Here is a 25730-nt window from a genome sequence, read left to right as displayed (position 1 = left end):
AAAGACAAATTAAATAACAAAAATAAATTTTCAAAATACAGTAAATCTAATTTTTCTTTGTACTATTATTTTACCTATTTATCAAGGCAAAAGCAAAATTTTAGTGTTAAACTTTTCTTATGTTGTTATCAGAAATTTTGAATAAAATTAACTACAATTAAATAAAAAATAACAAAAAACAACATAAAAAGACATAAAAAAGACTAACTTTTCTGCTAGAGCAAGAAAGTTAGTCTTTTAACTTAATTTATTTAATTAATTTTTACGTGAGTAAGATTTAACATCAGCATCAATTTCATTGATAAAGTCATCTAAACTCTTAGAAATTTGTTCTTCAGTTCCGTAACGACGAACGTTAACACTATTAGCATTCATTTCATCATCACCTAAAACTAAAGTGTAAGGAACTTTTTGAGTTTGAGATTCACGAATCTTGTAACCCATCTTTTCATTACGGTGGTCTACTTCAGCTCTGAAGCCACGCTTAGTTAATTCTGCCTTAACTTTTTCAGCATATTCACCATGTGCATCTTCATTAACTGGAATAATTTCTGCTTGAACTGGAGCAAGCCAAGTTGGGAAAGCACCCTTGTAAATTTCAGTTAAGTAAGCGATAAATCTTTCCATCGTACCAACAATACCACGGTGAATCATAACTGGACGGTGTTCTTCACCATCTTTACCAACATACTTCAAGTCAAATTTTTCTGGAAGCATGAAGTCTAATTGGATAGTGGACATAGTTTCATCATTACCCAAGGCGGTCTTAGTTTGAATATCAAGTTTTGGACCATAGAAGGCAGCTTCACCTTCTGCTTCAACATAATCCAAACCAAGATCATCCATCGCACCCTTAAGCATCTTTTGAGCAGTTTCCCACATTTCATCATTTGCAAAGTACTTATCAGTATTCTTTGGATCACGGTAAGATAATCTGAAGTAGTAATCAGTAATATCAAAGTCTTCATAAACATCCATGATTAACTTCAATACCTTAGCAAATTCTTCTTGGATTTGATCTAGAGCAACAAAAGTGTGACCATCATTTAAAGTCATTTCACGCACACGTTGTAAACCTGATAAGGCACCTGATTTTTCGTAACGGTGCATCATACCTAATTCAGCAATACGGATTGGTAATTCACGGTATGAACGAATGTGGTGCTTATAAATTTGAATGTGTGATGGACAGTTCATTGGACGTAATTCAAGCATTTCGCCATCACCCATGTCCATTGGTGGAAACATGTCATCACGGTAGTGTGCCCAGTGACCTGAAGTCTTATAAGCATCAACATTCATCAAAACTGGGGTGTAAACATGTTGGTAGCCATCTGCAACTTCTTTATCAACAATGTAACGTTCAATAACGCGACGAATTGTAGCACCCTTTGGCATCCAGTATGGAAGACCAGCACCAACTTTAGGATCAACAAAGAACAAGTCTAAGTCACGGCCAATAGTACGGTGGTCTCTTTCCTTAATTTCTTCACGGCGCTTCAAATCTTCTTCTAATGCACTCTTCTTGAAGAAGGCAGTTCCAAAGATTCTTTGAAGCATTGGATTAGAAGACTTACCTAACCAGTAAGCACCAGCTACTGATAAAAGTTTGAAGTTCTTAATCTTACCAGTATTTGGTAATAAGGCATCAAAACCAAAGTCAACGAAGTCACCTAACTTGTAAACTTCAACTTCATTATCTTCTTTTTCAAGTAATTCAAGTTTAAACTTGTCATCCTTGAAGATTTCTTGTAATTCGCTCTTACTCATAGTAGCGAATTCAATCTTTTCACCATTCTTGATTGCCTTTTCCATGGCTTTTTCAAGTTTTGGTAATTCGGTAATCTTAATTTGATCGCTCTTATCAGTATCGACAAAGAAGCCACCTTCATCGGCTTCATGCATTCCAAGACGCAATTCAGGGTATTCACGCTTAGCAACTGCTTCTAATAAGAATGCAGTTGTAGCACGTAAAATGTCTAGACCTTCTTCATCTTTATCAGTGATAATAGCTGCTTCTACATCACCATCAATCATGTAGTCTAATGGTCTTACATGACCATCAATTCTTGCACCAACAGCAGCTTTGCCAAGAGAAGTTGCAATTGAAGATGCTAAATCCTTAACAGATACTGCTTGGTCAAATTCTTTTTTTGATCCATCTGGTAAAGTTACAGAAAAACTCATTTTTTACCTCCAAATAAAAAAGTCCCAGTGCCATAAAGCACTGGGACGTTAAAGTACGTGGTTCCACCCAAAATTCGAGCTAAGACTATTAGCTCCTCTACAGGTTGTTAAGGTTACCTAATCCGATATTAAAATTTGGGCTGATGAAATTGGGGCAACTTCTTAATCAAGGATTTCCAGAACTAGATCCTTGTCTCTGAGTTAGAAATTGTCATGTCTTTCATTGATTTTAATTATACTAGCTCATTTCTTAGTTGCAAGTCTATTTTTTATTTTTTATGAATTAAATTGGCGGCGATTTTTACCATCAACAAAAACTTCTTTACTTAAAAAACGTACTCGTTCCATTAACCGCTTGGCTTTGAGTTCATCGAGACTGTTTTTAGTTTCCGCAAAATGGTCTTCTAATGCCTTCATATCCATATTTGAGGAAAAGAAAGTCGGTAAAACATTATCCATGCGTTTTTGCAAAACTACGCCTAAAACATCATCACGTGACCATTCGCTCAAGGTTTCAGCCCCAATGTCATCTAAAATCAAAACTGGTACATTTGCTAAACGGTCAACTTCTTGACTCAAACTATTATCAGAAAAGTGACTCGATAAACTAGCAATAAATGACGGTACATGCAAAAAGCTAACCTGATAACCTTCATTTGCAATTGAATTAGCTAAGCCGGCTAATAAATAGGTCTTGCCCACGCCAAAATCACCTTCAAGGTAAAGGCCACGTGCGTGGGGATCTTTAGCAAAAGATTTTAAAAAACTAGCAATTTCAAGAAGAGCCATTCTTCTCTCAGGCGTTTGCTCAACTTGAGCTAATTCAATCTTGCGCAATTTATTAGGCAAATCGATCAATTCAATTTTCTTAGCTACTTGCTGTCTTTTAGTGGCCATTGCTTTAGCCTGTGTTGGCAAGTACGCAATATCAATCACTGATCCATTAATAAATAATCGTGGTTGATAATCAGAAATGATTTTGTCATTTGCTTTTTCCACTTGTTGGGCAAAAATATACAGATTGGTCAGAGATGAAGCGATCATTTCTTTGGAGATTTCATTTTGATGCTGCGTTAAAAATTCTTTAACTGCAGAATTTTGAAGGGAGCTTTTAGCTAGTTCTGCACTATCACCTGCTACTTTTCTTTCCTGCAAAATTTTTTTGATAACCTCTGAAATAGATTCCATCGTTTTTTACCCTTTATTTTCTTTTCCAAAATTTTTAAAAATTTGATTCATTTCATCTTCAGACATCTGTGCCCTTGAAGTTTCACTAGTTTGGCGTTTTTTAGCTTGCCAATCACTAGTTTTTTTGACTGGTTTATGATTTACCTGGTAGCGGCGATTACGTGTTTGCGAGCGTCGCTTTTTAACATACCCAATAGCTTGAACAGCCGTAGTTACGCCCTTTTGCAGCCAGTCATTTGCAATCCGATCAGCCAGATTAGGCGCTAAGACTGAGTCATATTCTAAACAGGTATAGATTAATACATTAATTAGTTGCGGACTTAAGCCATATTGATTCTGCAAACGATAGAGCACCTTTTTTTCATTAGCAGTTACATAACCACCCTTTTTTTCTTTGAGATGGTATAAGTAGTCCACAACTGAATATTGATTGACTTCCTTTAAAAATTCATCATCTTGCTTTGAAAGATTTTTGATCGTAGCTAATGTATCCTTCTTAGGTGTAATTTGTTTTTCAACAGAAGTCTTAGTCTGCCTGCTACCATAATTTTCTGCAATAACGCTTGCAATTGCCTCCATATCTAAGCTGGTCTTTCCTGCTGAAAAAGTAAGCATGGCTTCGTTGATAAAATCCTGTTCGCTCAAATCATAAAACGCCATCAGCTGGCTAATTTCACTGCGGTGCTTGTCAACTTCTGCCTTATTAATATGGTAGGCATCAAAGAGTGCAAGTAAAAAATCCCAGTCAATTTTTTTAGCTTTTTCAGTTAGTTTTACTTGTGGAGCTTTAACTTCTCCGACCTTTGCGCTAGCTTCTTTGACAACTGCTGGCGGTTCAATTGCCGCATTTTGCGATAAGTGGAAAACTTCAAAAAATCCTGCACTTACTTCTCGTGCGTCTTTTAAGCCAGTAAAAACGCGTGGAGTAAATTCTTTAACTAAACGTTCAAAACCAACAGTTCCCAGTCTTTCACGTAGCATACTTGATAGTAGGAAAGTGGCAAAAAATTCTTGCGGTCTAGGAACAGGTAAAAGTTGAAAGATTATAACATCGCCCAAAACTGGATTTTGTCCAACAAATGTTTTTAAAAGTCCTACCGCTTCAAGGTGATGTAAACTAGAAAAAATACTTTTTAAATCAGCATCGGTTTGATCTTGCAATTGATAGAGAGTTTTATAATCTCCAGCAAAAGGAATCGTATCAAATTCATTAACTAAGGTTGTGTAGAGTCCTACTCCTAACACACCTACTAGAGGCTGATAAAGCTTAGTTAAGACTTTTTGATCATTACTAGTTAGGACGATTTGGTTAGCAACATAGAAAGGTTGTTTTGGATTGCTACTAACATACATTTTTCTTAATTCCCCTTATCATTACTATGCTTTTTAATCATATCTTCCATGGCCTCCATAAAACCAGAAACATCCTTAAATTGGCGATAAATACTGGCAAATCTGATATAAGCCACGTCATCAAGATTTGCTAATTCATTCATCACTAATTCTCCAATTTCTTTTGAGGAGATTTCAGAAATACCCTGTTTACGAATAGCATTAACAACATGATCTGCTAAAGTACCTAATTGAAAGCTAGAAATTGGGCGCTTTTGGGCAGCCATGACGACACCATGTAAAATTTTATCACGACTAAATGCTTCACGAGTACCATCATTTTTAATTACTAATAGTGGCGCCTGTTCAACTCGTTCAAATGTTGTAAAACGAAAACCACAATTTTCACATTCTCGGCGCCGTCTGATGGCGCGATTCTCATCACTTGGACGAGAATCAATCACGCGCGAAGAATTTTGATGACAATTAGGACATTCCATCTGTATCAACCTTTCTCAGCATCTTCAATAAATCAGCTAACTGATGTTCTAGTTCAGCAATTGTGCCATTATTTTCGATCGTATAATCAGCTCTTTTAATTTTTTCTGCTAGCGGCATTTGACTCTGAATTCTTTCCAATGCTGCTTGGCGATCTAAGTTATTGCGCTCCATTAAGCGTTTTACTTCAAGGTCTTGCTTTGCCGCAATTACAATCGTGCGATCTACATCTTCATCCCAACCACTTTCAAATAAAAGAGGCACATCAACCACGCAAAGCTTGTGACCTAATTGGTGAAAAATTACCATTTGTTGCATAGCTTCATGCTTAATCCAAGGATGAGTAATTGCATTTAAAGCTGCTAACTGCTCAGGTTCATTGAAAACAATTTGCCCTAAAATACGACGATTGATGGTTAAATCCTGATTCAAGATACTCTTTCCAAAATAATCAACAATTCCTTGATAATTGCGTTTACCTGGTTCCATTAGTTGATGGGCAATCTTATCGGTATCAACTACCGGAATCCCTTGCTTGCTAAAATAATTACTTGCTACGCTTTTTCCGGTAGCTATTCCACCTGTTAAACCTAAATATAAAGTCATTAATATAATACCTGGCAGTGAGGACAAAAAGTTGTGCCTCTCCCATTAACCTTAATCTTTTCTAATTCTGTTCCACACCTAGTGCAGGCTTCACCAGCATGACCATAAACTTTTAATTCATTTTGATACTGACCAGAATCTCCAGCTGCATCAAGAAAAGTATGAACACTAGTGCCGCGATATTTAATTGCCTTTTTAATAGTGTGATTAATATTATCATGTAAACTCTCTACTTGAGCAAGTGGTATTTTGCTTGCACTACTTAAAGGGTGAATTTTACTTTGCCACAAAACTTCATCAACGTAAATATTTCCAAGACCACTTACCACTGACTGATCAAGTAAAGTATTTTTGATATTTTTCTTTTTCTTAGCGAGTGCATTTTTAAAGTAATTAAGCGTAAATTCTTCTGAATTAGGTTCAGGACCTAAATGTCTAATTCCAGTTGTTACTCTTTCAGTACCGGTTTCTACTAAATGCATCCGGCCAAATTTACGCACATCATCATAACGCAAAGCCGTGCCATCAGTGAACTCAAATTGAACATGTTCATGTTTTTGCTTGGACTGATCAGGAGTAACTAAGCGATATTTACCCTCCATTCTTAAATGAGAAACTAAAGTTAAATCTTCATTTAATCTAATTAAAAGGTATTTTCCATAACGATCAATGGCGATTATTTTTTTACCTTTTAATTGTTGAGCCACTTTTTGAGCATCCCCCATAATAATTTTAGGATACCAAACTGTTACATCTTTGATAGTTTTCCCCTTAATCAAAGGTTCAAGTGTGCGGCGGACAGTTTCGACTTCAGGTAATTCTGGCATTGTAAATCCTCCCTTCTTTAAAAGCTAAATAAGTCTATTTTGCCTCATACCAATTATGACCCCAATTTGAGTCTGCAATTAAAGGTACATCTAATTTAACAGCTGATTGCATAACTTGCGGAACAATCTTTTTAATTGTCTCTAATTCATCTTTAGGCACATCAAAAATCAATTCGTCATGAACTTGCAAGACCATTTTCGTCTTAAGTTTCAGTTCGTCCAGCTTCTTTTGCATATTAATCATCGCAATTTTAATAATATCAGCCGCACTACCTTGAATTGGCGAATTAATTGCTGTTCTTTCCGCAAATGATCTGACATTAAAGTTCTTGGCATGGATATCAGGCAAGTAACGCCGACGGTGCATAATTGTTTCAGCATAGCCTTTTTCGCGTGCTTCTTTAATTGCTTGATCCATATATTCTTTAATTTGTGGATATTGTTCAAAATAATTTTCGATAAATTCTTTTGCCTGCTTCCGACTAATCCCAATATTTTTAGACAAGCCATAATCAGAAATTCCATAAACAATCCCAAAGTTAACCGCCTTAGCATGTCGACGCATTAAGGGAGTAACTTCATCAGGAGAATCTAAATGAAAAATACGCATTGCTGTATGAGCGTGAATATCATAGCCCGATTTAAAGGCTTCTTGCATATTTTCATCACCTGATACTTGAGCTAGGACCCGCAATTCCACTTGAGAGTAGTCACAAGAAAAAATATACCCATCAGGCGTTGAAGGTACAAAAGCTTTTCTAATTTGTTTTCCTTCTTCTGTTTTAGTAGGAATATTTTGTAAATTAGGATCTACTGAAGATAAACGTCCGGTTGCTGTTAAAGTTTGTAAGTAACGAGTATGAATTTTACCATCTGACATGATCCATTCTGGTAAAGCCTTAATGTAAGTTGATTCTAATTTATTAAGTTGACGATATTCCAAAATATTAGAAACAATTGGGCTCTTAGTCTTTAATGCTTCTAAAACTTCAACTGAAGTTGAATAACCAGTCTTAGTTTTCTTAATTGGTGGCAAACCAAGCTTTTCAAACAAAATATGACCGAGTTGTTTTGTAGAATTAATATTAAATTCTTCTCCAGCCTGTTGATAAATCTTTGCTTCTAATTCTGCAAGTTTTTCAGAAATACCTTGATCTAGCTCTTCTAAAGTAGCTGCATTAACTTTGAACCCATTACGTTCCATCTTAGCCAAAACATAAGCTGTTGGAATTTCAATACTATCATATAGATCATCTTGTTCATGATCCTTTAACTTTTCTAATAATTCTGGTTTGAGTTTTTCAATAACAGCTACCTTAGCGGCTAAGTGATTATAAAAAATATCCTTTTCAGGAACAGCAGCTTTTTTGCCCTTACCATAAACTTCTAAATCGCTTTTTACAGAATATTCGCCGTATAAATGCGCCACTTCTCCCAAGTCGTTTGAGTTATTCTCATTATTAACCAAATAAGATGCCAAAAGCATGTCATAATCGAGTCCCTTGGCTTTTATCCCTAGACGATCTAAGCCAACCAAAGTTCTCTTAATATCAAAAACATTCTTCTTAATCGTAGCATCTTGTAAGAGATCTTTTAATACTGGTTCAGTTAACAAATCAATATTTTCACTAGCATAAATTTTGCCATTAGCTTTGAGACAAAAGCCTTCAATTGGCGCAAGATGATAATTTTCTCCCAGCATAGCCAAGTAAAATGTAACTTCATGATCCTTAATTGTGGTTAACTCATCAATATTTTCCGAAGTTAATTCTTCATAAGCATAAGTTTCAGTGGCTTCTTGACTTGTTCCAGCTGCACTAGCATTCATTTTAGCTAAAAAGCTTCTAAAATTAAGTCTTTCATATAGTTGACGCAAAGCTTCTTGATCTGGCTGACGTAATTTAGTATCAGCTAAAGTAATAGTCACTGGTGCATGACGGTCTATAGTTGCTAATTTTTTACCTAGGACAGCCTTGTCTTTATCACGAATTAAGCGTTCCTTACGTTTAGAAGCCTTGAGCTCATCAATATGTTCGTAAAGCCCTTCAACAGAACCATATTTTTGAATCAAATTTGAAGCAGTTTTGGGCCCAATTCCTTCAACACCTGGATAATTATCGGAACTATCTCCCATCAGGGCCTTCATATCAATAAATTCAGTTGGAGTAACCCCATTAACTTCCTTCATATGTTCAGGTGTATAAGCTTCCAAATCATTTACACCACGCTTGGTTACCATCACCGTAACTTTATCAGAAGCCAGTTGCGTCAAGTCGCGATCTCCAGTGACAATGGTTACTTTAAAATCTGCATCTTCACCTAAAGTCGCAAAAGTTCCAATGATATCATCTGCCTCATAGTTCTTTAGTTCATAGCTTTCAATTCCCATATCTTTCAATAATTCACGGATAACAGGTAATTGTTCTGATAACTCACTTGGTGTTTTTTGACGGCCACCCTTATAGTCATCATACATCTCATTTCTAAAAGTGACTTTCCCTGCATCAAATGCAACCAAAACATTATCAGGTTCAATATCTTTTAATAAGGAATCAAGCATATTTTTAAAAGCAAAAATAGCATTGGTATGTAAGCCATCTGGACTTTTAAAATTTTCTAATTGGCGAAATAAAGCATAAAATGCTCTAAATGAAACAGAATTTCCATCAATTAAAAGTAATTTTTTTTGAGCCATAAATATAAATTCTCCTTGAAGAAAAAAGCTGTTAGAATAACCCTTTTTGTCTATTCTAACAGTTTTCATGATCGATTAGTTTTATTTTAGCTTAGCTTCATATGCATCTTCATATTTAGGAATATCTCCCGCACCCATAAATACAACGACCGCATTCTTATGTTTAGTTAAATCTGTAATATTATCCAAGTCAATTACTTCAGAGCCAGGAATATTCGCAGTTAAGTCTTCACTAGTAATATCACCATCGCTTTCACGAGCTGAGGCATAAATTGGAGTAATGTAAGCTTTATCCACATCGCTCAAGATTTCTTCAAAATCTTTTTGGTATTTCTTAGTTCTTGAGTAAGTATGTGGCTGGAAAACAACAACTAATTCCTTGTCTGGGAATTTTTGACGTGCTGCTTGAATTGTAGCGCGCATTTCAGTTGGGTGGTGGGCATAATCATCAATTACTGCGATGTCACCAAAGTCTTTTTCTGAAAATCTTCTCTTAGCACCCTTAAAGGTTGGCAAGCCCTTCTTGATATCTTCCATTGGAATCTTTTCAGTGTAAGCTAAGGCAATAACTGCAGTCGCATTTAAAATACTGTGATCACCAAATAGGTGGATTTCAAAACGCCCTAAATCTTTCCCATTAGCCATTACATTAAAAGTTGAGCCTTGGGTAGTTTTTTCAATATTAGTAGCTTGGAAATCGTCAGTATCCTTGAAGCCATAGGTATATTTAGGGATATCAATCTTTAATGATTGTAAACGTGGATCATCACCCCAAACAAAAAGTCCCTTTTTGGTTTGTTCGGCCGCAGTTTGAAAAGCAGAAGTATAGTCAGCTTGATCTTTAAAATAATCTGGATGATCAAAATCAATGTTAGTCATAATTTGATAGTCTGGATGGTAAGCTAAAAAGTGACGACGATATTCATCAGCTTCATAAGCAAAAAAGCGTGAATCAGCTACACCTTGGCCACGACCATCACCAATTAGATAAGAAGTTGGAGCAACTTCACCTAAAACATGAGCTAGTAAACTAGTAGTTGATGTTTTACCGTGAGTTCCAGATACACCAATTGATGTGTGAGCTTGAACTACTTCTTCCACAGTATCAGGATAACTTTGCCAGCTTACATTCTTTTCAATGCACGCACTTACTTCTGGATTATCTTGCTTAAAAGCATTCCCCTTAACAATAATTTGTCCGCTACCTTTGATGTTTTCAGGATCAAAATTGGTAACTTTGATACCAGCTTTTTCTAAAGGAACTTGAGTAAAAGTATATTTTTCAATATCAGAACCAGCCACATTGTAACCAAGATCATGTAACAGCAAGGCTAAAGCAGCCATTCCTGTTCCCTTAATGCCAATGAACCAAATTTGCTTATTTTTATCTAACATTTGTTGTTTCTCCAATTAAAGTATTGTCTAAATTTCTGCCTTTAATTTTAACATTTTTACATCAAAAAAGAGCCTCTAATCTGAGACTCTTTAAAATTTATTAGTCTAAAGTAATGTCCCCACTGGCAAGTAGCTCATCAGTCTTAGTTGGTTCAAATTCATCACCAACTTGGAAGGTATCTGGAACAACCATAATCCCACGCTTTTGAGGAGCATGTGGCAGACCTAATTCACGAGCTGAACAAATCATCCCGTATGAATCTACACCACGTAATTCACCTGGCCAAATTTGTTGACCATTTGGCATCAAAGTTCCTGGTAAAGCAACAACAACTTTTTGACCTTGAGCAATATTAGGAGCACCACAAACAATTTGATGAGTTTCATCTCCAACATTCACAGTAGTTACATGAAGGTGGTCTGAATCAGGATGTGGTTCACAAGTTTCTACATAACCATAAACTAAAGTTGGCTTACCAATTGTTAATTTATCGTCAAAACCAGCTTTTTCAATTTGCTTATTAAGAGTATCAATTAACTCTTGATTTGGTGTAACTTGACCATTAGGTAACTTATCATAATCTAAAAACTTATCTACATTAAAGAAATTAAAGCCAATTACCTTGCCATCTTCATCTTTGACACGAGTAATGTCTTCTTTTTCTTCAAAACTACTACGGCCCTTATCTTGGCCTAAAATTACTATTAAAGTATTTGGATAGCTTTCTTTATTGGTAGAAATAATCATTTCTAGTAAATTCCTTTCTGCGACTAATTTAGAGAGTTAAGGAAGTTTTCTACTTCTTCTTTAGTCTTTCTGTCCTTATTTACTAGTCTACCAATTTCTTCGCCATCTTGGTAGACAACAAAGCTAGGAATTCCAAAAATATTTAATTCTTTTGCGATATCGATTGAATCATCACGATCAATCTTATAAAACTTAGCAGCTGAAAAATCTTTTTCAATCTCTGGTAAAAATGGATCTAAAAAGCGGCAATCTGGGCACCAAGTAGCAGAAAATAATAAGACAGTACGACCATCTGCAGTAATCTCTTTTAATTTATCGTTAGTTAACTTTTTAATTTCTTCCATCTTTTTCACCTTTTTCTTACTTTTAATAAGTTTAATCATATTTTACTTACCTTAGTGAAAAAAATCTAGTCCTTTGCCTAAAATAATTAATTAATGAGCAGAGGCACCACTATTTGCATCGGGGTTTATTTCATGAGCAGCAGTCTCAGCCGCAATTCGACCGAAAGTAAAGATATCAGAAAGTGAATTACCACCTAAGCGGTTACCAGCATGAAGTCCACCAGCATTTTCACCTGCACTATACAGTCCCTTAATTATTTTTCCTTCTTGATTTAAAACGTGAGCTTGCTCATCAATTACCACACCACCCATTGTATGGTGAATGGCTGGTTTACGCGGAGTAGCATAAAATGGTGCAACTTCACATTTTAATCCAAGGACATTCTTATGAAATTCTGGGTCTTCGCCTTGGTCAACATAGGAGTTATAATCTTGAATCGTTTTAACCAAAGTTGCTGGATCCATTCCAATTTGTTTTGCTAAGTCTTCAAGAGTATCAGCTCGGTACAAGGTTCCGGCTTCAACTTGAGCATCAATTGATTCTTGCGTGGTATTATAAGCAGTTTCCTTAATCTTATCATCAGCAATTAGATAAAATAGTCCACCATTGGCAATCGCAGCTTTAGCTAAAGTATCACGTTCAGCAAACTCATTGACAAAGCGTTTACCCTCTTGATTGACCATAATAAAGTTAGCAGGTGGTGTTTGAAGTCCGGTAAACAATTCACCAGTTTCAGGATCGGAAACAGGCATTAACTGGATAAAACCCATCCCAAATAAATCAGCATCTGCTTCTTGACCTAATTTAATACCATCACCTGTAATTGCTGGTGAGTTAGTAGTAGCAATATCGTCAGCAATTTTTTGCCAATAAGTATTATATTTTTGGACCATCTTGGTATTAGCACCAAAACCACCAGCCGTCAAAATTACCGCCTTAGCGTGGACGGTAACAGTTGAGCCATCTTTTCTTTGAGCTACTACACCCTTTACTTCACCATTTTCAATAATCAGATGTTCAGCTTTTGTTTCAGTTAATAGTTTTGCGCGATGGTCTTTAACCCAGTCTCCTAAAATATGGATATAAGCATAACCCATTGGTTCAACAGGCTTGTGACCACGACGCCATAAACCACCAACTGGTTCTGTAACCTCTTGATTATCAAATTTTACGCCCAAGTCGCTTAACCACTTCACTGAATTAAGGGCATTAGTTACCAATTTATGAACTAAAGGATATTTACCATGAATTTCATTGCCTTGTAGATCGATTCTTTTTCCACCCAAGTAAGTTTGAATTTCATGTAATAAAGTTGAGTCAAATAAACTATTTCTTTCAGAAGCTAAATAGTCCTTAATTTGCATTTGTAATTGTTTGAAGTCGTCTTGATATTCTGGATCAATTTTATCAATTGGTGTTGATGCTAATTCAGCTAAAGTTTCTTTTTCTCCTGGTAGCGCCTTAAATTTGTTTTGCCAATCAGGTTCAGCTGCATTCATTGGGCCACCTGCACGCGAAGTATTACCACCAATTTGAGGATATTTTTCTAAAATTACGACACTTTGACCCTCTTCTAAAGAGCGTACTGCTGCAGCTAGACCTGCACCACCTGCACCAACTATAACAACGTCTGTTGTTAATTCTTCATCCGCATGACTTGCCGTGACAGGTTTTGAGCGCTTTTTCCATTCACTAGCATCCCCACCAGCTTCAGTAATTGCCTGAGCAACCCCATCAATTACTCCATTACTAGAAATGGTCGCACCTGACACTGTATCTACATTCAAAGTCTGGTGGTCAACAATTTCTTGTGGCAAACGATTAAAGACTTCATCAGCTACGCCCTTTGTTTCGCCACGTGAATCAACAGCAATAGCTTTAATCTTATCGTCTGCAATTGTGACTTCCATCGGCATAAAACTTGAGCCATGTCCCTTAGCCTTAACATGATATTTACCTGCTTGCATACTGCGATACCTCCAAATTTAAGCCATGTTTCTCTCTTAATTTATATTTTAAAGGCAATTTTTACTTAAGTGAAATAGTATTATTACAAGTAAGCTATAATAAAATTGTTATCGAATTAAGAGGTGATCAAATGAACGATGCAGAAGAATTATTACATGATCTTGATATGCTTTTAAAAGAAAGTAATTTTACTAAGGCGGCTAAACAGTTATATATTTCACAACCTTATTTAACGCAATTAATTAAGCGGATCGAACAAAAAGTTGGCGCCAAGATTATTAATCGTGACAGTAAACCTTTTACCTTAACTGAAGCAGGTCTGATCTATTACAAATACCTAGAAAATGTTTCTTATAATGATCAACAATTAGAAAGAAAACTTGCCCAATTCTCCCATCCAGATAAAGAAGTAATCCGAATTGGGATCTTAGAAAGCTTAGGTTCTTACTTATTACCTAAAATCTTACCTACTTTCTTAAAACTGCATCCCAATGCAGAGATTCAACTCTTTGAAGCTTTTCCTCGCAAAACCGAACGCCGCTTATCCAACGAAGAGATAGACTGTTATATTGGTCAAACACCGGAGGCAATTAGTGGTGGCTTCGATGTCTACACTAATGGGGATGAGCAATACTACATTATAATTCCAGCTAGTTCACAATATTTCCAGCCAAACAAATTTATCTTGCAAGATGATGAATTAGAAATCAAAGAGCTCTTGCAGCAACCTTTAGTCCTAAGTCAGCCTGAATCTGCTGTTCGCCACCAACTTAACGGCTTATTTCAAAAATATCATGTAAAGCCCAAAATAGTTATGGAAAGCAATAGTGTGATTACGGTAGCCAACTTAGTTGTTAAAGGAGTTGGGCTAACTATTTCTTCGGCCAGTATCTTGAAGAGATTACAGCACCTGCCAATTAATTTGCTGCCAATTAAGCGTGAGCTCTTAATGATCAAATATTTCATTGCTCTTAAACAGGGGAAACAACACTCTAAAGCAATTAAAGACTTAGTAAATATTTTTCAACAAACAAAATTAGAACAAACAATCCATTAACTTTATTCTTAATCTCCTTTAATTTTTTATTGACAACTTATTTTTTATAAGTTAGTCTAAACACATACTTTAAGTTAGGAGAAATAAATTATGTTTAACAGCCAAAACAACATTAACTTTACTTTATGTTGCTGTGGATCGCGTCTTATGCGACCCACGTTTTGGCATGCTCATAAATAATGAGTTTTGACTAACAAAATTACGGGATAACAATGCATAAGGCGCAAATTCGTTTTTGAATTTGCGCCTTTTTTGTACCCATTTTGAAATAAAGGAGAAATTTTAAGATATGTGGAAAATAATTGAGGGCTCTGTACCGCAGATGCTAGCGGCTGGCTTTAAATACACCATCCCCTTAGCCATAATTTCATTTTTCTTTGGCCTGATACTTGCTTTAATCACAGCCTTAGTACGCCTTTCAAAAAAGGGTGGATTCTTTTTAATTATTAAATGGATCTTTGGTTTTTATGTTTGGCTCTTTCGGGCTACTCCACTTTTAGTGCAATTGTTTATTGTGTTCTTTGGTTTACCTTACCTCAAAATTAAAGGGATATTCCCTAATGGTATTAAACTAGAACCTTTTACGGCAGGTGTGATTACCTTTTCACTTAATACTGGGGCTTATGCTTCAGAAACTATCCGTGCTGCCATTAGCTCAGTACCACAAGGCCAATGGGAAGCGGGTATGTCCATGGGAATGTCCAAATTACGAACACTTTGGCGCATTATCTTACCGCAAGCTTTTAGAGTTGCGCTGCCGCCCCTTTCAAACAGTTTTATCAGTTTAGTAAAAGATACTTCGCTAGCTGCCTCAATTACAATCATGGAAATGTTCGCAGTTAGTCAACAATTAGCAGCAGAAAATTATCAACCCTTACTGATGTACAGCTTAGTTGCCTTAATTTATGCAGCCTTTACTAGTGTTTTAACTTTGTTACAAAAATATTTAGAGCAAGTCACTGGACGGCATGTGAATACCGAACAAAATTAGGAGGTGAGACAATGAAATTGACAAATATTAACAAAAGCTTTGGTGATAAACAAGTCCTTAAGAATATTAGCTTAGATTTTCCCATTGGGAAGACTACCGTTTTAGTAGGTCCATCAGGTTCAGGAAAATCTACACTCTTACGTACTCTAAATTTGTTGGTAACTCCTGACAGTGGTGAATATGAGTTTGATGAGGAACATTTAGATTTTAGTAAAAAAATTACTACTAAAGAAAAAACTATTCTTCGTAAAAAAACTGGCATGGTTTTTCAAGATTATAATCTTTTTCCAACTAAAACTGTTATTGGAAACGTCATCGAAGGACCAACCCAAGTTTTAAAACATTCAAAAAAACAAGCGCAAACTACAGCTAGACAATTATTAGCTAAAGTAGGCCTAGCTGAATATGAAAATTCTTATCCTAGCGCCCTATCAGGTGGCCAAGCTCAAAGAGTTGCTATTGCCCGCGCCTTAGCCATGGCACCTGAATATATTCTCTTAGATGAACCCACTTCTGCCCTTGACCCTGAATTAGAATTAAGTGTTTTGAAAGTTCTTTTAGGACTAGCAAAAGAAAATCAATCAATGGTAATCGTGACCCACAATATGCTTTTTGCACAAAAGATAGCAGACAAGATTATCTTTGTTGAAAATGGAAATATTTTGTACGATGGTTCCCCTGCAGAATTTTTCGATGCAAATAACCCTAATCAAAGAATTAAAAAATTTATTAACTCAATGACAATGAAAGATTTATAAATGGAGGATTATTAATTATGAAATCATGGAAGAAAATTTTACTGGTTGTTTTAGCTGTTATCATTGCTGGGGCAGGAATTTATACTTGGCAAGCTTCTAGTCGCGCTTCACAAAAAAACGAAAGTAAAAAGACGCTAGTGATTGGTCTCGAAGGAACTTATGCTCCTTATTCTTATCGTAAAGATGGCAAGTTAACTGGCTTTGAAGTTGACCTTGGCAAGGCTGTAGCTAAAAAGATGGGTCTTAAAGCAAAATTTGTCCCAACTAAATGGGATTCATTAGTAGCAGGTCTAGGTACTGGAAAATTTGACGTAATTATGAATGACATGACGCCAACTCCAGAACGGGCCAAACACTATAATTACTCTATTCCTTACATCAAATCTCGTTCAATTTTAATTGTTCCAAGTGACAGTAAAATTAAGAATATTAAAGAAGTAAAGGGTAAAAAAATTGTAGCTGGAATTGGTACTGAAAATGCAGCCATCGCTAAGAAATACGGTGCCACTGTAGTACCAAACGGTGACTTTGCGACTGCGGTCGGTATGGTAAAAGATCATCGCGTGGATGGAGAAGTTAACTCTAGTGGTGCCTGGTACACTTACCGTAAAAAGAACAATACAAAAGGCTTAAAAGCAATTGATATTTCTAGTGATGTTAAGCCAGATGATATCTCTGCCCTCTTCAATAAAAAAGACAATGCCCTTCGTCATTCTTACGATAAGGCCATGAAAGAATTACTCAAAGATGGCACAGTTGCCAAACTTTCTAAGAAATACTTTGGTGCCGATATTACAAAATAACCATTTTTAAACAAAAATACTTCCAAGATTGCTTTAATATCTTGGAAGTATTTTTTTATTTTTCTACAAATGAAGCATGAAGGCAGTAAATTGGATTACCTTTTTGCGCAAATTTATGTTCATATTCGGTTTCAACATTTCTTGCCGCAATTTCAGAATCAGAATGATGTAAGTCCAAGCTCACAAAATCAAACTTCATCCCATAGTTATTAAGACTAACCAAACTATATTCGAACAAACCACGATTATCGGTCTTAAACTCTAAATGACCTTCTGGTTTTAGCACTTCACGATACTTATCTAGAAAACTTGTATAAGTCAAGCGACGCTTTTCATGACGTGTCTTTGGCCATGGATCAGAAAAGTTAAGATAGATAATATCAGCGCTATTTTCAGGTAAATAATAAGCAATATTGGCGGCATCTGCACACATTAACTGTAAGTTATCAATTTCCTCTTCTAGTTTTGTTCTCAGAATCATCCCTGCAGCAGTAGTTTGTAATTCTACGCCAATAAAATTCATTTCTGGATGTTGTTTAGCAAGGGTAGTAATAAATTGACCCTTTCCTGATCCAATTTCAATTGCTAAAGGCTTAGAAAAATCCGCAAATCTTTCTGACCAATCAATTTTTTGATCAATACTTGGCTCATTGATAATAGCTTCTGGGTGTTCTTGAACTAATTTCTGGGCCCAAGGTTTGTTTCTTAATCTCATACAGTCTCCTTTTTAATAATCAATATCTAACTTTTTTAAATAATTTTTCAATTCGTAATGGTAAATAACCATAAAGTAAGACAAAAGTAAATATTAGCAATCCAATACTCATCCCCACGGCAAACAATTTTTGTGGTGAAAAGATGATAATTCCAGCACTAATTATTACCCATTCAATTAACATGCCTTTTTGTAAGACGCGAGCTAAAGCCTGTCCTCTTTTTGCCAGCGGAATAGGTTGGACATGATACATTACATTATGCTCATAAACAATTCCCAAAGGAATTAACTGGTATAAGGTCAAAAAGATAATTAAAGCTCCAATTGCTCCAGCCCAAATATAATCTTGTAATGCCCAAGATAATAAAACAGCAAAGATCATCATGCGTAATAACAAATTACTATATTCTGGGTCACGCAAGAGTACTCTTTGATACAAAAAAGTATTTGGCGTTTGATTTTTATGAGAAATAAAGGCATCAAAGTATTTTCTACGCTTAATCTTCACTTTCTTTTCAGGGACATCAGTAAACATACTGTAAAAGCTATTAACTAAGTCTTGACGTCTTTCTTCGTAATCGATTGCCTTATACCAATTAAAAGCTTTTCCTTGCTCTAAATGTGGCACCACACTCCAACTAATTAAGGTTAAAGCTAGGTAAAGCCAAGCTAAGTAGCTTAACTGGATCGACAACAAAATAAAAATATAATTAACTAGTAAAAACATCCAGTAATTGTAGTATTCATTATTATTAAAATAAAAAGAACGAGCTACTAAATGAAACTGGACATCCTTAGCCAAAATTAAGCCTAGTGCTGTTAAAACTAAAGCTAAAACAGAAACTCCTGCTCTTAATGTAGCAAATGGAAATAGTAAACCTGAAACTAAAACAATTAAGATAACTGGCAAGATCAAGCTATGCCGATATAAGGGCTTAAAATATTCTTTTATTTGCTTATCTTCATTAAATAAAAATTGTTCGTCAGCTTTTTTGAAAAGTGTGGCAAAATTGCCAAAGCCCAAAATAACCGTCCAGATTAAAGCGATTAGAGGCTTATAGAACCACAAATCATGAGGCCATTTTTTAATATTTTGGGCATACCAAAACATCAAAGCCCCAAATAGAAAGATTAAAGCTAGAATAAAAAAGTCATTAAATACAAGAGTCAAATAGTGCATTGAGCGTTTAAAATTAGCTTCAAGTCGCTTTTTAATAATATTATTCATGCTTTTGCTCCTGATTCAAAATTTGGTATAAGCGATCAAAGGAATCAGTTGGCTTAAGACCATAAAACTTACGGATCTCATCTAAACTGCCTTCTGTTTGAATTGTACCAGCGTTTAATACCGCAAACTTTTGCACTACTTCTTGTGCTTCGGCTAAAACGTGAGTAGTCATCAAGACCATTTTATCTTGTTTGACAGCTTGTTTAATAAGGTCTATTAAATTAGCTACTGCAAGTGGATCTAACCCAGTAAAAGGCTCATCAATCACCAATAAATCGGCATTAGCCAAAAAGGCAGTAACGATCATGACCTTTTGTTTCATCCCTTTAGAAAAATTAATTGGCAACCAATCTAACTTATTGTCTAAACGGAACATTTCACACAATTGGTGAGCACGTTTCCAGGCTTGCTCTTTTTCTAAACCATAAGTCAACATCACTAATTCCAAATGTTCTTTTAAGGTTAACTCAGGATAAAGAATTGGAGTTTCAGGAATATAAGCAACCATCTTTTTAAATTCACTAGGATTTTGCATTAATTTAACATCATTTAAACTAATGCTTCCCTTTTGCATCCGCAATAATCCAAGTAAATGTTTGATGGTAGTTGATTTACCTGCTCCGTTCAACCCGATCAAACCAACGACCTGACCTGGTTCAATAGTAAGATTTACATCCTTAATAACTGTGATGCCAGCATAACCACCACTAAGATGTTCGATTTTTAATGACATTGTTCTTTCTCCTTACTGAAAAAACTTCCTTTATATGATAGCATGAACACTATAGTTACACTAAAATTTCTTAAATAATTTAAAGTTAATAGGAGTTTAAAATGAATAATACTGAATTAGTCGATGATTGCCTTTTTTGTAAGATTATCAAAGGGAATGTTCCTTCTTACACTGTATTTGAAAACGATGATGTCAAAGCATTTTTAGATATTTCGCAAGTGACAAAGGGACACACCCTCTTAATTCCTAAAAAGCACCTCACCAATATTTTTGATTATAGCCAAGCAGATGCCCAAAGATTCTTGCAATACATTCCTGAAGTAGCACAAGCAATCAAAAAATCAGATCCAAACATTAAGGGATTAAATATCTGTGTAAATAATGGTGAAGTTGCTGGTCAAGTGGTAATGCATTCTCATATTCACCTTATTCCCCGTTACGGTGATGAAGACGCAATTAGCGTTCCACACGTTAATAATGCGGACGATTACGATGAAACTCGTTATCAAGAAGTAGCAGATGCAATAAAAGATAATCTTTAATATTATCCTCTAGTTCCTGAATGCGGTACAATAATTATGAATAAGTAATTTAATAATATGTTACAAAGAGTATAGATAGAGGTAATAAAAATGGCAGGATTTTTAATTGGTATTGTTTCAGGTGCTGTAGTTGGTGGGATAGCTTCATTTGCAAAAGATCCATTGACTGGTCGCCCTATTAGACAAGATGTTCGTAATACTGTAGATACTTTTACTGATTCAGTTCACCGTTTATCTAACATCTACAGCGAACTTGAAGAAAAGAACAAACAAGATGGTAACAAGGAATCTCGTGCTAAGGTCTTCACCGATGCATTTACTGCAGCTTCATTTAAGGCTCTTGACCACAAGAAAGTCTTTGCTGCAATTAAAGATTACGTTCACGGTGATCGTCCACAAGCTCAACCCGAAGAAGTTGAAAATAAGGTAGATTCTACCACCGGTGTTTCTGAAGAAGAACACAAGGCAACCGATTCAGAAACTGGTGCATCAGAACATGAAGAAGAACCAAAAACAACTGACGCAGCGACTGGTGCTTCTGAAGAAGAACATAAGGAATAAAAAATGAAATATTTTGCAAGCGGATTTGGAGTTGGAACTGTTTTAGGCGTCATGTCATCTTTCTTATATGATCCTGAAACTAATCAAAAAGTTAAAGATGATGTTAAAGCATGGGTAATTGGTGTCAAAGATGACAGTGTAGAATTAGCTACTGATATTCAGCAAACTAAAGCGAATGTCGCTACCCTCAAGGCTCAGTTACCACAAGCTTTACGTACCCTTTCATCTCTGGAAAAAAGAATTAGAAAATACGAAACAGCTATTCAACCAAATCTCAAAAATATCAAAAAAGATTTAACACAAATAAATCAAACTATTGAAGAATTTAAATAATTTTTGCTAATTTTATTTATATTATTTGAAGTATTTTTAAAGTCTTAGTACTCATTTGGGTATTGAGGCTTTTTTATGTTATATTTGAACTTGGAAATTATCATTTAATGGAGATTTATATATGAAAAACACATGGAAAAAAGCTGCTGCTGTAGTAGCATTCGCCGGAATTGCACTTAGTGCAACTGCATGTTCAAATAGTAAAACCGTTGTAAGTTACAAGGGTGGTAAAATCACTCAAGAAGAATATTACAACAAGATGAAGAAATCTGCCGCAGGTCAATCAGAACTTGCTTCAATGATTGTTAATGATGCTTTAGAAGAACAATATGGGAAATATGTAACCGATAAGCAAGTTAACAAAGAATTTAACCAATCTAAGAAGCAATACGGTTCTCAATTCTCTACTGCTTTACAACAACAAGGTTTAACTGAATCAACTTATAAAGAAAGTATCAAGACTAACCTTTTAATGAACCAAGCATTACGTCACATTAAGAAGATTAGTAAAAAACAAGAAGAAAAAGCTTGGAAGAGTTACCAACCTAAAGTTCAAGTTGAACACATTTTAGTTTCTAAAGAAAGTACTGCTAAGGATATCATTAACCAATTGAACAATGGTGCAAAATTTGAAACTTTAGCTAAGAAGTATTCAACTGATAGTGAAACTAAGAATGATGGTGGTAAATTACCAAAATTCGATTCTTCTGATACTTCCCTAGATTCAACTTTCAAGAACGCTGCCTTCAAGCTTAATAAGGGTGAATACACTAAGACTCCAGTTAAAACTGAATACGGCTACCATATCATTAAAATGATTAGTAAGCCTTCTAAAGGTAGCTTTAAGGACCACAAGAAAGAAATTGACAACCAAATCTACGCTAAGATGGCTCAAGACCAAACAACTATGCAAAGTGTACTTGCAACTGTCTTAAAACGTGCAGATGTTTCAATCAAGGATAATGACTTAAAAGATGTCTTAACTAAGTACATTACTCCTGATGCAAAATAAACTGTAAAGTAAAATTAAAAAAGACTCGATTGATGATATGAACCCCGAAATTTGGACAAGAATTTCGGGGTTTTATTATGTCTAAATTAACAAAACAAGATAAAATTGATATTTATAATTATTGGAAAAAATATGGAAAAACTTCTACATGGTTAAGTAAAAAATACAGAATAAACTCAGGTAATATCCGTTATATCCTTAATTTGATAGATCGTCATGGAATCAATATTTTAGATAGATCTTCTTCTGCTTATACAATTGAATTTAAGGAAGAAGCAATTAGAAGAGTACTTATTAACAATGAAATTGCGCAACACGTATCCTTAGATTTAGCCTTGCCTAGCCAGGGTCTAATCCATAATTGGATTCGCAAATATAAAGAAGATGGGTATAATGTCATTAATCACAAGAAAGGCAAACCATCTCATGAAAAACAAAGACCAACAAATCAAAGAACTTCAAAAACAACTAAAAGACCTAAAACAAGAGAACTTAAGGCTTACTGTCGAAAACGAATTTGTAAAAAAATTAAGCGCCTTAGTTTCTCAAAGAAAAAACCAAAAGCCAAAGAAATAGCTCAGGTGGTTACTGAACTAAGGCATGAACTTCATGTAACCGTAACTTTTATCTTAAATACAATTAATTCTAATCCTGATTTGCCTCATTTATCTAAAAGCAATTACTACTATGTTTTAAAACAGGATGATAAAGATTTAAAAAATCAAGATATCATGAAACGGATTAAAGAAATATTTGAGGAACACAAGCATAGATACGGCTATAGGAGAATTACAGCCCAATTACACATTGAAGGCGTTAAAATTAATCACAAGAAAGTAAAGCGTCTAATGAAAAAGATGCATCTATTTGGTATTGCAATTAGACGTAGAAGAAAATACTCAAGTTATCAGGGTACCGTAGGTAAAATCAAACCTAATTTGATCTGTCGCAATTTTCTAGCTATTTTGCCAGATAGAAAGTGGTACTCTGATATAACCGAATTTCATTTAAATGGAGAAAAACTATATTTATCACCAATTATGGATGGTTGCACTCATGAAATAATTTCTTACACTCTTAGTCGTCATCCAGTCTTAGAACAAGTAATGAACATGCTTGAATTAGCTTATAAAGATCATCCTGCATTAAATGGGCTTATCTTTCATACTGATCAAGGCTGGCAATATCAACATCCAGCATTTCAAAATTGGCTTAAAAATCACGGGATTGAACAATCAATGTCTAGAAAAGGTAATTCATTAGATGATGGATTAATGGAAGGATTTTTTGGCATTTTAAAGCGAGAAATGTTCTATGGCTTTGAGAAAACATTTAAGAATTTAGATGAGCTGGAAGAAGCAATCAAAGAATATATTTATTACTACAATAACAAAAGAATTAAGAGCTCAATAAAAAACCATACTCCGATTCAATATCGAAATATGGTTTTAAATCAAATGGCTTAATAATATGTCCTAATTTTAGGGTTCATATCATGAATCGAGTCTTTTTTAATTTACTAATTTTTAAAACTATGAACTGGTGCAGGTATTAAGCCTCCACGATTAATCAGCTTATCACTTGTCTCATTACTTACAGCCATAATTGGTGCATGTCCAAGCAAGCCGCCAAATTCTACCGTTTCGCCAATCTTCTTACCAGGAACTGGAATCACTCTGACCGCAGTAGTTTTATTATTAATCATCCCGATTGCAGCTTCATCAGCAATCATTCCACTAATAGTAGCTGGAGAAGTATCTCCCGGTATGGCAATCATATCTAAACCAACTGAACAGACAGCTGTCATTGCTTCTAACTTAGAAATATTAAGTGCTCCACTTTCAACTGCTTTAATCATCCCTGCATCTTCAGAAACTGGAATGAATGCGCCAGAAAGACCGCCTACATGATTGCAGGCCATTAAACCACCCTTTTTAACTGCATCGTTAAGCATAGCCAAGGCAGCTGTTGTACCATGTGCACCTACTTGAGAGACACCGATTTCTTCCAAGACTTCAGCAACAGAATCTCCAGCAGCGGCTGTTGGAGCTAATGAGAGGTCAACAATACCAAATGGAACTCCTAATTTTTCGGCTGCAACGCTTCCAACTAATTGTCCCATACGAGTAACTTTAAAGGCTGTCTTCTTAATTGTTTCTGCCACGACATCCATAGATTCGCCAGCAACTTTTTCTAAGGCAGTTTTGACAACTCCCGGGCCTGAAACACCTACATTAATTACTACGTCTGGTTCACTAACGCCATGAAATCCCCCTGCCATAAATGGATTATCTTCCACCGCATTACAGAAGACCACTAATTTAGTATTAGTCATGTAATCAAGATTGGCACTATCGACTACAATTTGACCCATTTTTTTCACTGCATCCATATTGATCCCACTTCTAGTCGAACCAACATTTACTGATGCACAGACATAATTAGTTTCAGCAAGGGCTTGAGGAAGTGAATTAATCAATACTTCGTCTCCAGTTTGAAAGCCCTTTTGAACCAAGGCACTAAAACCACCAATAAAATCTACCCCTAAGGTCTTTGCTGCACGATCAAGAGCCTTAGCATATTTAACATAGTCGTGATCACCACTTGCTGCAGCAATTAATGAAATTGGTGTTACAGTTATTCTTTTGTTGGCAATTGGAATACCGTATTCAGTTTCAATTTCTTTCCCAACTTTAACCAAATCTTTTGCCTTATTCGTAATCTTGTCATAAATTTTTTGACACGCACGATCGCTATCACTATCAATACAATCCAGCAATGAAATCCCCATTGTAATCGTTCTGATATCAAGATTTTCACTACTAATCATATGGCTTGTTTCAAAAATTTGTTGTGAGTCCATGACTTTCCCCTAATCTAATGTATGCATTGCTTCATAAATCTTAGAATTACGTAGATTAATTTCAACTTCTAATTCTTTACCTAACTTATTAAAAGATTCAGTCAAACTTTGAAAATCAGCATTTTGTGGGATTTCTAAAGACATCATCATCACAAATTCCTTTTCCATAATGGTTTGAGAAACATCTAAAATATTAATTTCTTTTTTTGCTAATAAGTTACTTACTTGGGCAATAATGCCAATCTTGTCTTGGCCAATTACTGATAAAATTGCTTTCATAGTTTAATTCTCTTCCTTTAATTTTAATTAATACAAGTCTACTTGCTAATTTATGATAGTGTCAAA

25 protein-coding genes are annotated in these 25730 nt (G+C 35.3%); 9 read left to right on the top strand and 16 right to left on the bottom strand.

Annotated elements, in window-relative coordinates:
* Positions 1–255: 255 nt before the first annotated feature.
* From thrS to FP432_RS00400, 11 genes are all read right to left on the bottom strand, one after another.
* Entirely contained in the window at positions 256–2187 is a 1932-nt protein-coding gene (gene thrS, locus FP432_RS00450; RefSeq protein ID WP_265488846.1) for a threonine--tRNA ligase, read from the bottom strand.
* 276 nt (positions 2188–2463) lie between these two features.
* Complete coding sequence (gene dnaI / locus FP432_RS00445; RefSeq protein WP_265488845.1) at positions 2464–3375, bottom strand: primosomal protein DnaI; 912 nt, start codon at positions 3373–3375, stop codon at positions 2464–2466.
* A gap of 6 nt (positions 3376–3381) precedes the next feature.
* Positions 3382–4728 carry a DnaD domain protein gene (locus FP432_RS00440; protein WP_265488844.1) on the bottom strand — a complete coding sequence of 449 codons (1347 nt, stop codon included), beginning with the start codon at positions 4726–4728 and terminating at the stop codon, positions 3382–3384.
* A gap of 5 nt (positions 4729–4733) precedes the next feature.
* Positions 4734–5207 (bottom strand): transcriptional regulator NrdR, encoded by a 474-nt coding sequence (nrdR, locus tag FP432_RS00435; RefSeq protein ID WP_265488843.1) that lies wholly within the window; start codon positions 5205–5207, stop codon positions 4734–4736.
* Entirely contained in the window at positions 5194–5811 is a 618-nt protein-coding gene (gene coaE, locus FP432_RS00430) for a dephospho-CoA kinase (RefSeq protein WP_265488842.1), read from the bottom strand. Before coaE ends, nrdR begins: the two co-directional genes overlap by 14 nt.
* Entirely contained in the window at positions 5811–6638 is an 828-nt protein-coding gene (gene mutM / locus FP432_RS00425; protein WP_265488840.1) for a DNA-formamidopyrimidine glycosylase, read from the bottom strand. Before mutM ends, coaE begins: the two co-directional genes overlap by 1 nt.
* 34 nt (positions 6639–6672) lie before the next feature.
* On the bottom strand, positions 6673–9333 hold the full coding sequence (gene polA, locus FP432_RS00420; protein ID WP_265488839.1) for a DNA polymerase I: 2661 nt from the start codon (positions 9331–9333) through the stop codon (positions 6673–6675).
* 81 nt (positions 9334–9414) lie between these two features.
* Positions 9415–10728 (bottom strand): UDP-N-acetylmuramate--L-alanine ligase, encoded by a 1314-nt coding sequence (gene murC / locus FP432_RS00415; protein WP_265488838.1) that lies wholly within the window; start codon positions 10726–10728, stop codon positions 9415–9417.
* A gap of 100 nt (positions 10729–10828) precedes the next feature.
* On the bottom strand, positions 10829–11476 hold the full coding sequence (ytpR, locus tag FP432_RS00410; RefSeq protein ID WP_265488837.1) for a YtpR family tRNA-binding protein: 648 nt from the start codon (positions 11474–11476) through the stop codon (positions 10829–10831).
* A 23-nt stretch (positions 11477–11499) separates the two neighbouring features.
* The gene (locus FP432_RS00405; RefSeq protein WP_322555882.1) at positions 11500–11859 is read right to left on the bottom strand and encodes a thioredoxin family protein; all 360 of its coding nucleotides are present in this window, start codon (positions 11857–11859) and stop codon (positions 11500–11502) included.
* Between the two features lie 51 nt (positions 11860–11910).
* Positions 11911–13788: a flavocytochrome c gene (locus FP432_RS00400; protein ID WP_265488835.1), complete on the bottom strand. Its 1878-nt coding sequence runs from the start codon at positions 13786–13788 to the stop codon at positions 11911–11913.
* A 131-nt stretch (positions 13789–13919) separates the two neighbouring features.
* On the opposite strand from FP432_RS00400, the gene FP432_RS00395 reads away from it, so the two are divergent.
* From FP432_RS00395 to FP432_RS00380, 4 genes are all read left to right on the top strand, one after another.
* Positions 13920–14846 (top strand): LysR family transcriptional regulator, encoded by a 927-nt coding sequence (locus FP432_RS00395; RefSeq protein ID WP_265488834.1) that lies wholly within the window; start codon positions 13920–13922, stop codon positions 14844–14846.
* Between the two features lie 289 nt (positions 14847–15135).
* Entirely contained in the window at positions 15136–15837 is a 702-nt protein-coding gene (locus tag FP432_RS00390) for an amino acid ABC transporter permease (protein WP_265488833.1), read from the top strand.
* 11 nt (positions 15838–15848) lie between these two features.
* Positions 15849–16595: an amino acid ABC transporter ATP-binding protein gene (locus tag FP432_RS00385; RefSeq protein ID WP_265488832.1), complete on the top strand. Its 747-nt coding sequence runs from the start codon at positions 15849–15851 to the stop codon at positions 16593–16595.
* Between the two features lie 17 nt (positions 16596–16612).
* The gene (locus FP432_RS00380) at positions 16613–17398 is read left to right on the top strand and encodes a transporter substrate-binding domain-containing protein (RefSeq protein WP_265488831.1); all 786 of its coding nucleotides are present in this window, start codon (positions 16613–16615) and stop codon (positions 17396–17398) included.
* Between the two features lie 55 nt (positions 17399–17453).
* On the opposite strand, the gene trmB is transcribed toward FP432_RS00380, so the two are convergent.
* From trmB to FP432_RS00365, 3 genes are read right to left on the bottom strand one after another with little or no spacing between them, the layout of a single operon-like run.
* Positions 17454–18113: a tRNA (guanosine(46)-N7)-methyltransferase TrmB gene (gene trmB / locus FP432_RS00375; RefSeq protein ID WP_265488830.1), complete on the bottom strand. Its 660-nt coding sequence runs from the start codon at positions 18111–18113 to the stop codon at positions 17454–17456.
* Positions 18114–18132: 19 nt separating this feature from the next.
* Positions 18133–19341, bottom strand: a complete 1209-nt coding sequence (locus tag FP432_RS00370; protein ID WP_265488829.1) for an ABC transporter permease — start codon at positions 19339–19341, stop codon at positions 18133–18135.
* A complete protein-coding gene (locus FP432_RS00365; RefSeq protein ID WP_265488828.1) occupies positions 19334–20074 on the bottom strand; it encodes an ABC transporter ATP-binding protein in 741 nt (246 codons plus the stop codon). Before FP432_RS00365 ends, FP432_RS00370 begins: the two co-directional genes overlap by 8 nt.
* Positions 20075–20175: 101 nt before the next feature.
* On the opposite strand from FP432_RS00365, the gene FP432_RS00360 reads away from it, so the two are divergent.
* The 5 genes from FP432_RS00360 to FP432_RS00340 all read left to right on the top strand — a co-directional run bounded on the left by FP432_RS00360 (position 20176) and on the right by FP432_RS00340 (position 23988).
* Entirely contained in the window at positions 20176–20616 is a 441-nt protein-coding gene (locus FP432_RS00360; RefSeq protein WP_265488827.1) for an HIT family protein, read from the top strand.
* A 90-nt stretch (positions 20617–20706) separates the two neighbouring features.
* Positions 20707–21177: a hypothetical protein gene (locus FP432_RS00355; RefSeq protein ID WP_265488826.1), complete on the top strand. Its 471-nt coding sequence runs from the start codon at positions 20707–20709 to the stop codon at positions 21175–21177.
* Between the two features lie 3 nt (positions 21178–21180).
* Positions 21181–21510 (top strand): hypothetical protein, encoded by a 330-nt coding sequence (locus FP432_RS00350; protein ID WP_265488825.1) that lies wholly within the window; start codon positions 21181–21183, stop codon positions 21508–21510.
* Between the two features lie 121 nt (positions 21511–21631).
* Positions 21632–22522, top strand: coding sequence for a peptidylprolyl isomerase PrsA (locus tag FP432_RS00345; protein ID WP_265488824.1), 891 nt, complete (start codon positions 21632–21634; stop codon positions 22520–22522).
* A 77-nt stretch (positions 22523–22599) separates the two neighbouring features.
* The gene (locus FP432_RS00340; protein WP_322555881.1) at positions 22600–23988 is read left to right on the top strand and encodes an IS3 family transposase; all 1389 of its coding nucleotides are present in this window, start codon (positions 22600–22602) and stop codon (positions 23986–23988) included.
* A 53-nt stretch (positions 23989–24041) separates the two neighbouring features.
* Here FP432_RS00340 and FP432_RS00335 read toward each other — a convergent pair whose 3' ends face one another.
* Together FP432_RS00335 and FP432_RS00330 are read right to left on the bottom strand one after the other, a co-directional pair.
* Positions 24042–25385, bottom strand: a complete 1344-nt coding sequence (locus FP432_RS00335; RefSeq protein WP_265488823.1) for a PFL family protein — start codon at positions 25383–25385, stop codon at positions 24042–24044.
* 9 nt (positions 25386–25394) lie between these two features.
* Positions 25395–25664 carry an ACT domain-containing protein gene (locus FP432_RS00330; protein WP_265488822.1) on the bottom strand — a complete coding sequence of 90 codons (270 nt, stop codon included), beginning with the start codon at positions 25662–25664 and terminating at the stop codon, positions 25395–25397.
* Positions 25665–25730: the final 66 nt, after the last annotated feature.

This window comes from Lactobacillus sp. PV034, assembly GCF_014522305.1.
Taxonomy (GTDB): Bacteria; Bacillota; Bacilli; order Lactobacillales; family Lactobacillaceae; genus Lactobacillus.
This window is presented reverse-complemented; position numbering and strand designations above follow the sequence as displayed.